The 6,706-nt window shown below is 47.7% G+C and carries 5 protein-coding genes and 1 pseudogene; all 6 read right to left on the minus strand.

Going from position 1 to position 6,706, the window contains the following annotated elements; genetic code table 11:
- Positions 1–134 precede the first annotated feature (134 nt).
- Entirely contained in the window at positions 135–1,661 is a 1,527-nt protein-coding gene (locus AC3DOM_RS09475; protein WP_487918801.1) for a class I adenylate-forming enzyme family protein, read from the minus strand.
- 576 nt (positions 1,662–2,237) lie between these two features.
- A complete protein-coding gene (locus tag AC3DOM_RS09480) occupies positions 2,238–3,080 on the minus strand; it encodes an SDR family oxidoreductase (protein WP_487918802.1) in 843 nt (280 codons plus the stop codon).
- Positions 3,081–3,088: 8 nt separating this feature from the next.
- Entirely contained in the window at positions 3,089–5,425 is a 2,337-nt protein-coding gene (locus tag AC3DOM_RS09485; protein WP_487918803.1) for a molybdopterin cofactor-binding domain-containing protein, read from the minus strand.
- Positions 5,403–5,642, minus strand: coding sequence for a hypothetical protein (locus AC3DOM_RS09490; protein WP_487918804.1), 240 nt, complete (start codon positions 5,640–5,642; stop codon positions 5,403–5,405). The genes AC3DOM_RS09485 and AC3DOM_RS09490 overlap by 23 nt, the downstream gene beginning before the upstream one ends.
- A gap of 84 nt (positions 5,643–5,726) precedes the next feature.
- Positions 5,727–6,509 (minus strand): cyclase family protein, encoded by a 783-nt coding sequence (locus AC3DOM_RS09495; RefSeq protein WP_487918805.1) that lies wholly within the window; start codon positions 6,507–6,509, stop codon positions 5,727–5,729.
- Between the two features lie 11 nt (positions 6,510–6,520).
- Positions 6,521–6,706: pseudogene (locus AC3DOM_RS09500) on the minus strand (DUF1116 domain-containing protein); the annotation flags it as partial.

The following is a 6,706-nucleotide window of genomic DNA, read 5'->3' on the forward strand; positions in this document are numbered from 1 at the left end:
GTTCGCAAAGACGTGACATTGTACGAGTTTCAAACAATTTGTACATAAAAAGGCAAATCCACCGACAGGGTGGATTTGATGATGATCAAATTATTATTATCTTCCAAAAGAACAGATAATTACACTTTAAATGATTATTTGCACAGCTTATTTCTCAAAGCCACCTTTTGGACCTTGCCCATCGCGTTTCTCGGCAAAGCATCGTGGAAGATAATGGATTTGGGGGATTTAAACGAAGCAAGACGTTCTCTGCAGAAAGCGATCAGCTCGCCTTCTGAGACTGATTTGCCTTCCTTCAAAATTACAACAGCGGTAACATTTTCTCCCCACTCATCGTCAGGACAGCCGATGACCGCACAAGTTTCAACGGCAGAATGTTCAACCAGAACACGCTCCACTTCTGGCGGGTAGATATTCAGGCCGCCGCTGATGATCAAATCCTTGGAGCGGCCACATAAGGTGATATAGCCATCGGGTTCCCTGTACCCTAAATCTCCGGTTCGGAACCATCCATCTGCGGTGAAGGACTCGGCGGTTTTCTGCGGTTGTCGCCAATAACTATTGAAAACGTTTGGGCCTCGCAACTGTAGGTCCCCAATCTCACCATCGGGTAAGGGTGTTTCGGTTTCTGAATCAACGATTCGTACTTCCACGCCCGGGAGGGGAAGTCCAACAGACCCGATCCGCCTTTCACCATGCAAGGGGTTTGAACAGTTCATCCCGGTTTCGGTCATCCCATACCGTTCAAGTAAAGTGTGACCAAATATTTCCTGAAATCCCGTAAAGACTTCATCTGGCAGGCGATCTGAGCCGGAAGTGATCAAGCGGACATGTGAGAGATCAAAATCTTTCGGGTTGGGTATGGAGATCAAACGTCGGTGAATAGTGGGGACAGCCATCAATACGGTACATTTTCTTTCAACCAGATTTTGCAGGGTCTTTCGGTCATTGAACGCGCGCATCATCAGGGTTGTTGCACCAGCGTGCAAGGCGCCATGGAGGGCAACAAATAACCCGTGCACATGAAAAATGGGCAGAATATGCAAAAGTACATCATCGGGTCTCCATCCCCAGGCGGTATGGAGCGCTTCCAGATTGGATTGAATGTTTCCATGCGTAATTTCCGCACCTTTAGGCCTCCCGGTTGTACCGCTGGTATAGATAATGATGGCTGTATCCTGAAAATCGATCTCAGGGAGTTGAGAATCGGGAGTTGGGTTTAGGCTTTCGGGGATTAGAGAAATAAATTGTTCAGGTTCGGATGGATTCAGAAAGATACAATCCTGCAAATCGGGTAACTCTGAAAGTATGTTTTTTGTATTTTCTTTGGATGATTCGAGTGCAAAGAATAATTTTGCGCCGGAATCGCTCAGAAAATATTTTAATTCTTCGGGTGGATATGCCAAATTAAGGGGAAGGGTAATGGCTCCCAGCCGCACGGTCGCCAGATGAAGGAGGATAAATTCCAGGCTTTTCGATAATTGCAAGGCGACTCGGTCGCCAGGTTCGACCCCCAGTCCTTGTAAATAGAGCATAGTGCGCTGGATTAACTGATCCAGTTCCGCATAGGTAAAACTTTGAAGCGGAGGCTCAATAAATTCCAAAGCAACTTTATCGGGATATTTGTGAACATTTTCAGTGAAAGCGTTTAGGAAAGACATAGGGAACCCTCAGCAGGTAAGGAATATTTTTCTGTCCATTGCAGAAATAAATTAATAATTCCATCAAGCGCGTCCGAACCTGTAGTGGGCCAATATTTAAATTTTTTTCAGATGGGCTAGAAGTGCGCTTAATGGATGGCATGAGATTCATTAATAAGATTTTCAACTATTTCATTGTCAAGTTTATTTTGATAAATAATGCATCCAGTCTCTGAGCGGCGCGGAGCGTAGTCGCCTGTACCCGCTTGGGTGAAGAGCGGTTTTTGTGATATCGTCCTTCGACTACAGGCTCAAAAACAGTCGTCTTCCGCTCAGGAACTGTAATCTATTTACTACAATTAGGTAAATCGTTTCCGTCATTTCATGCTTGACAGACTAATTGCTACTTGGCACATTCTTTTTTTAAGTTGGTTGAGTAGATCTGAGCGTAGTAAACGGAGCGAAGAGCGTATCGAAACCACAGAATTTGGTTACTTTTACTCGCTAGTTGGTTTCCCTGGCCCGGAGCGCCAGGACGGGCGATATGCCGAAAAGCATCGGCTACTCAACCAACGAACATTTCTTTTTAGCAAACTGTCAGGTGATTAGATTTTCAATAAAACGGTCCAAGGAGACCGGCTCTCGATCCAGAAGCCAACTCAGAATCCTGGGATTTCCCGGTAATCCCCATTGATCGTAATAAGCAAACATCTTGATCAGGGTTTCCATTGCGTATTCGCCCAAACCCTGGTTGCGAACCCTCCAGGTTTTTACATCTTCCTTCTCAGCCCGTACATCGCGATTCAGCTTTTCGGTAAATATTTCAGCAACAGCGTTATGAGATAAGGGCGGTGTGCCTGCTATTTCATAAATTGAATAGGTATGCCCTCCTTCAGTCAACACGATTTTAGCGGCTTCCGCAAGGTCTTCAAGGTGGACAAAACTGAGTTCTGCCTCCGCTGAATACGGGATCCGCAAAACGCCGGTCTCATTTATATTCTTCCATTCTGCCAACAAATTTTGCATGTAGGGGGCCGGTTGGAGGATGGTGAAGGGCAATCCGGATTCAAATATCAATTCCTCCACGCGTAGTTTAGCCCAATGATGACCCATCTTTTCCGTTTGTGGATGGTAGACAGAATGATACACAAGATGCTCAACACCCGCTTTTCGGGCTTCATCAATGAGTAGCCTGCCGATCAGAATTTCCTCGGGATGCATATTTGGGCAGATATGATAAACCGCTCGCGTACCTGTCATGGCAGAACGAATTACGGACGCATCGCGCATATCACCGATGACAGTTTTTTCAGCGCCTAAAGACTTTACCGTTGAAACTTGCTCATCATGACGAACCAATGCACAGACACTCTCGGCATTTGAGAGCGTCTTGATCAGCGATCGGCCTGTTTTGCCGCCTGCACCTGTAATCAGTATCATACGGCCTGTTAGGTTTTAGCGCGGGTCAATTCCCACAGGCGATGCGAATTAAGCGGGATTTCCAAAATCTCAAAGTCCACCTCATAAAGGGCGTCTTCGAGGGCCTGTGCAAACAACGGGCCGACAGGGATCGCACCCGCCTCGCCCGCGCCCTTCACGCCCAACTCGTTTAGCGGTGATGGGGTGACCCCATGTCCGCTTATGATATGGGGCACATCCAGGCTGGTGGGAAGATGATAGTCCATAAAGGTACCGTTGAGTAACTGGCCATAATCATCGTATGCAAGCCGTTCATAAAAAGCATTCCCAATCCCCTGCGCCACACCTCCATGAATTTGTCCGTCGAGGATGAGCGGATTGATGACCTCTCCACAATCATGGATAACGACATATTTTTGGATATCAATTTGGAACGTATCTGGATCGACTTCCACGATCATGGCATGGATACCGCTTGCTGTTGCACCACTTTCCGGACCGAAATAGTTGGTTGCCTCGAGACCAGGCTCAGTCCCGGGTTTGACCGCACCACGTAAAGGGTTGGCTTTATTAGCCAAATCGCCCAGGGAAATGGACATGCGCGGAATATCCTGTACGCACACCATGCCATCTTTTATCTCAAGCTCCTCCTCTGGCGCTTCAAAATGTTCAGAGGCCACTTTCAGGATTTTCGCCCGCACAACCTTTGCAGCCTCGTGAATGGCATTTCCTGCAACGACCGCACCCCGACTTGCAAAGGTTCCCGCGCCCCAGTAGAACTGGTCCGTGTCTCCTGTCACAACGTCGATCTTGTCAATACTGACTTGAAGTTGATCGGCAACGATCTGCGCAAAACTCGTGAAATGTCCCTGACCTTGCGTGCCAATACCCGTAACGACCGAGACGCGCCCGCTGCTCATCACCTGAACTTTGGCACCTTCGTAGGGTCCGATACCGGTTCCTTCAACATAGGCCACTAATCCGATACCCACATGTCTTCCCTCCGCTCTTAATTTTGGTTGAATTTCGCTGACGAATTTGTGATAATCAATTTTTTCGAGAGCAGAATCCAGCAAAGGTTCGTAATTCCCGCTATCATAGACAAGTGGGGCAAAGTCCTGAAAGATAATCTCATTGTTGTACGGGAACGCATCCGGTGGAATAAAATTGCGACGGCGTATTTCTGTGCGGTCAATATTCAACTTTTTCGCAGCAAGATCAAGCAATCGTTCTATAACAAAAACACCATGCTGACGCCCCGCGCCGCGATAGGGGGTGACAATCGTTTTATTGGTGAAAACAGCCGTGAATTCGCTGTAATAATTTTGAATAGCATAGGGACCAAGCAATGTACACTGGCTATTGAGAGGAACCGTCAATCCATAGGGAGCATAGGCGCCGGCGTCATGTAAAAATGTATCATGAACACCCAGAATGCGACCTTCCTCATCGAAAGCGGCTTCCACATCATGCACTTGTCCACGCTCGTGAGTGGTGGCCACAAAATTTTCTGCCCGGTCTTCGATCCATTTGACAGGGCGATTCAATTTCATCGCCACCCAGGGCACAAGCACTTCCTCCTGATAAAACATCATGATCTTTGGGCCAAAGCCTCCCCCAATGAATGGTGCGATTACGCGCACATTTCGTTCAGAAAGCCCAAGCATTCCAGCTAACCCATTTCGGATCACAACAGGCGCCTGCGTGGTGTCCCAGACGGTTAATCGTCCCGCTCGAGGATCCCACTCTGCGACGATGCCGCGGTTTTCCATTGCCGCCGCACAACCATGGTCATATTTGAAGGTTCGTTCAATAATGAGAGCAGCCTCTTTTTTCGAGGCCTCATAATCACCTTTTGTCTGAATAACATGAGCTTGAATATTTGACTCGAGCTCTGCATGCACAAATGGGCTATCTGGCTCCAAGGCTTTTTCAATATCCGTTACAACATCCAAGGGTTCATAATCCACCTGGATATCGACCAGTGCATCCTCCGCGATATAGCGGCTCTCTGCCAAAACCATCACGATCGGTTCTCCAGCAAAACGGACCTTATCCTTCGCCAACGGTACCTGTGTCCGCTCATTGAAAATAATGTCTTTGATAGGTGGAGGCGGTACAAGCAAAGGACCGGGCTTCCAGTAATCCCCGAGGTCAGAGGCAGTATACGCAGCAACCACACCTTCACGGAGCAGTGCTTGCGAAACGTCAATATCCTTGATTTTCGCATGCGCATATGGACTGCGCAGAAAGGCTGCGTGGAGCATTTTGGGCAAATTTACATCATCCACAAATAGTGCCTGCCCTGTCAAAAGGCGGGGGTCTTCGTTACGTTTAATGCGTTTACCAAAATATCGCGTTGCCATAAAAAACCTCAATTCCCGTCATTGCTTCGGGCGGAAAATCGACGCCCGCAGCAATGACAAATATACAATTAGCGACATGACATTTTTTTTTGAAGGTGGTTGAGTAGCTCAGAGCGAAGCGAAGAGCGTATCGAAACCACAAAATTGGGTTTATTTCTGCCCGTTTGTTGGTTTCCCTGGCCCGGTGCGCCAGGACGGGCGATACAGCGAAAAGCATCGCCTACTCACCTGTGCCGCACCACAAGTGCAGGCAACCAACGAACGCTCTTTTGAACAAACTGTCATGTGGCTAGATAAACAATTATGCCCAGGCAACTGCCCGACAAAAGGCTGCTTCTCCGCCTTTAAATTTCCATGGGAAAACGCCCAGGGTAATGCGCTTGTTATGTAATTCCTTCAAGCCAATGTCGCCGCCAAGATTTTCAACGTGGATGCAATCATGCGGGAAAAGTGCATTGTGGGTTAATTGATACGCCTCTTCCGGGAACATTTCATCAACCTTATCCGCACCAAACTTCTCTTCCACCTTGTTGCGTACTTTTTTCCAGTGTTCCAATCCGCCTTTGCCAAGAAAACGACCAATGGGCAGGTTCATGGGATGATCGGTTGAGATCATATCCACACCCCAGATGTGGATCTTCTTTTCCAGCAGCCAATCACAGATACTGTGATGCGGGCCCGGGTGGCGTTGGATGTATCGTTCCTCGTCACCATTTGGGCTGAAAAATGAGTAATCGCTCCAGCCTGTGTGAATGAAGAGAATATCACCATCACGTACCTCGACTCGTTGTTCGATATCTTCCGGGGTAAAGACATCCAGGTCGTCGAGCATATCGCTAAGGTCAACGATCACGCCGGGGCCATAACACCACTCGATCGGGATCTGGTCAATTGTCTTGCCATTTGTCACAAAGTGCCTGGGCGCATCAAGGTGCGTGCCCATATGATTCGAGGTCTGAATATATTGCGCATTCACACCCTGTTCCGATTTCCGTTTAATATATTTCACCTCAAAGGGTGGATAGAAAGGCCAGAATGAACAATCCTGATTGAGGTCCTGAGATAGATCATAAATTTTAGTCATGTGTTTACTCCTTATAAATTATATTTTTCAGCATAAGCTATTATTGCCTGCTCAAAAATTGCAAGAGGCGGCCTAACCAAACCTGCGCCAACCTGCCCAACACCTGCATCTTTGTGTGCGATTCCTGTATTGATGCGAGGCGTTATCCCTAGTTCAACTACTTTGCGGATATCGATTCCGGTTGGCGTACCCCGAAA

It is taken from the genome of Candidatus Desulfolinea nitratireducens (assembly GCF_982879505.1).

Bases quoted from the DNA above. Each gene is read 5' to 3' on its own strand.
- AC3DOM_RS09475 (WP_487918801.1), bottom strand. From the start codon at position 1,661: ATGTCTTTCCTAAACGCTTTCACTGAAAATGTTCACAAATATCCCGAT.
- AC3DOM_RS09480 (WP_487918802.1), bottom strand. From the start codon at position 3,080: ATGATACTGATTACAGGTGCAGGCGGCAAAACAGGCCGATCGCTGATC.
- AC3DOM_RS09485 (WP_487918803.1), bottom strand. From the start codon at position 5,425: ATGGCAACGCGATATTTTGGTAAACGCATTAAACGTAACGAAGACCCC.
- AC3DOM_RS09490 (WP_487918804.1), bottom strand. From the start codon at position 5,642: ATGCTTTTCGCTGTATCGCCCGTCCTGGCGCACCGGGCCAGGGAAACC.
- AC3DOM_RS09495 (WP_487918805.1), bottom strand. From the start codon at position 6,509: ATGACTAAAATTTATGATCTATCTCAGGACCTCAATCAGGATTGTTCA.